The sequence below is a fragment of the Streptococcus sp. GMD4S genome (genome assembly GCF_000296955.1).
Map to the genome: position 1 here is coordinate 1 of NZ_AJRE01000254.1, position 1,165 is coordinate 1,165.

A 1,165-nucleotide genomic window follows, 5' to 3' on the forward strand; every position below is an offset into this window, starting at 1 on the left:
CGTGCTCGTGATATCGATATCAGTCGTGCTGAACGTGCAAAACTTCGCGCTGAACGAGAAATCGAAGAAGCCCATGACAAGCATTTGATTGACCAAGAGCGTCGTGCAAAAATCGCATTGCAACGTGCTATCAACCGTATCAATGTCGGAAATAGACTATAAAAAAATGAACTTGAAACTCAAGTTCATTTTTTTTAATGTGGGAAGTTGATGCAGACTGCTTCAGGGACATGAAAGTCGTTAGAAAGTTCTGCAAGACGACCACTTTTAGGATTGCGTTTAAAGACGGTTGCGTTATCAGAATCTTGATGAACAGCAATGAGAAACTCTTGATCAGGAGTTAGGTCGAAATCACGTGGATTTTTACCATGACTTGGTACAATCTCTAATAATTCCAAGCTACCATCAGCGAGGATTGTATAGACTGCAATGGAATCATGACCTCGGTTAGATGCATAGAGGTATTTGCCATCTTTTGAAAGACGAATGGCAGCAGTAGCATTGAAGCCTTCGTATCCATCTGGTAAGGTTGAAATGACTTGCATGCGTTCAAATTCACCGACCCCATCATAAATCAAGACCTCGATAGTGCTATTAAGTTCGCAGATGAGATAGGCAATCTTATAGTGGTGGTGGAAAACGATGTGGCGAGCACCTGCTCCAGCTTGGCCGTGATAAGTGTGGAGCTTACTTAGTTTTCCTTCTGAACTAACATCGTAGGTCGTTACTTCATCCGTACCTAGATCACAGGTGACGAGGTACTGGTCAGGTGTTAGATCCGTAAAGTGTACATGTGGGGAAGTTTGGTTTTCATGAGGACCTTGTCCACTATGCTGATCTAGATCTGTTTGGATGAGGCTACCATCCGTTTGACGTTTATAAACGAGAACTTGACCTTTATGATAGTTGGCCCCATAAACGAGACCACGCTTTTCATCCACTGCCACATAACAATGGGGAGCGCCTTCTTCAACCACATGATTTAGCAAAGCGCCATCTGTCTTGTAAGCAGCGATTCCACCTAAGCCATCCTGGCTCCCTACAGTGTATAAGTGTTGCTGTTGGTCAAAGGCAAGGTAGGTCGGACTTGGTTCAGCAGCAAAGAGTTCAAGATTTGCAAGCTGGCCTGTTTCTGTATCAAAATCTGCCTTGTAAATCCCTTTAG

General features: G+C 43.8%; 2 protein-coding genes. One reads left to right on the top strand and one right to left on the bottom strand.

Annotation, left to right across the window (positions count from 1 at the left end; all coding sequences use genetic code 11):
• Positions 1-162, top strand: a 162-nt coding sequence (locus GMD4S_RS09130; protein ID WP_008289866.1) for an ATP synthase delta/epsilon chain alpha-helix domain-containing protein, incomplete at its 5' end; no start/stop codon positions are given.
• Between the two features lie 32 nt (positions 163-194).
• On the opposite strand, the gene GMD4S_RS09135 is transcribed toward GMD4S_RS09130, so the two are convergent.
• Positions 195-1,165 (bottom strand): lactonase family protein (locus GMD4S_RS09135; RefSeq protein ID WP_000585492.1); only part of this gene is annotated, 971 nt, incomplete at its 5' end.